2 protein-coding genes are annotated in these 1,092 nt (G+C 32.5%); both read right to left on the minus strand.

Annotated elements, in window-relative coordinates:
• Window positions 1–564 (minus strand): hypothetical protein (locus JF818_RS12395; RefSeq protein ID WP_198892304.1); only part of this gene is annotated, 564 nt, incomplete at its 3' end.
• A gap of 138 nt (window positions 565–702) precedes the next feature.
• On the minus strand, window positions 703–1,092 hold a 390-nt coding region (locus JF818_RS12400), incomplete at its 5' end, for a hypothetical protein (protein WP_233067659.1).

The raw sequence follows: 1,092 nt of genomic DNA on the forward strand, positions 1-1,092 counted from the left end.
ACCAACGACTATAATTATACCTGATTCTGTTTCAATGAGCATAAACTGTTCTATCACTTCTTTACCATCTTTTTCACCTAGCATTGGACCTGATGTGTAAATATGATTCCCAATTTCTTTAAAAGGTTCATCGTGATAATAGTCAAGTGCAAATCTTTCATTAGTTCTTGTCATATCTATATCACTTGTCAAGTACAGTTCAACATCGCTATTCATTTCTAAAAAAGGGACTAGCCCAGGTTTACTATGCCTATGAGATATATAAACAATATCCACTGCCTCTACTTGATACTCTAAGATTGCTATATTTTGCATCATTCGACTATCACCATTATCCATTACATAATCCTTATAAGGTGTATCAAATAATACAGTTACATCGTCTACTTGAATAACAGAGGAGAAGCCATCGCCATAATTCAAAGCCTCATCTTCAGTTGTCACATCAAATAGATTAAGGATAGTAATTTCTTGATCGCCATCAATGTCAAATTTCAAAGTTTCTGAATTTCCACTACACGAAACAAGTATACCGAGAACTAATAACATAGCCACAATTTTCATATAATCATCTCCCAAAATAACAAAAAACTACCCAGTGGCTAGTTAGGTAGTTAATTAATATAATCCAGGTATATTTTTCCCGCCAACTTGTTTATACCCTTTTTTGTGCAATTAAATCATAAGTTTCAGTATCAACAGTTAATACACCTCTATGTTTTCAATCATTTCAATGACTTCATCGTATTTCTCTAACCTATTATTATAGTGATGTGGGTCAAATACAAATAGATAATCCCAATTAGAAAATAAATTTTTTGGTAACAAATCGAAATTACCGTTCGTTGCAAAATTGGCATTGGCATTCCATTGTTCTCTTTGAATGACGGTCAAAACAATATCTTGATAATTTTCTGATAGATCTGGGTGCCTTAATCTCAAGATGGAATACGAAGAATCTAACTGTATCAATAAATCATTCAGCGGACTCTCTTTGGATTGACCTTCTTCTATTAGAGTTAAGCCTTCCCAATCCTTCGGTAAATACATGACAAAATTAAATTGGGCATTTTTATAAATATAGTATGTACT

Origin of the sequence: Sphaerochaeta sp. S2 (assembly GCF_016406725.1) — a bacterium.
Taxonomy (GTDB): domain Bacteria; phylum Spirochaetota; class Spirochaetia; order Sphaerochaetales; family Sphaerochaetaceae; genus Sphaerochaeta.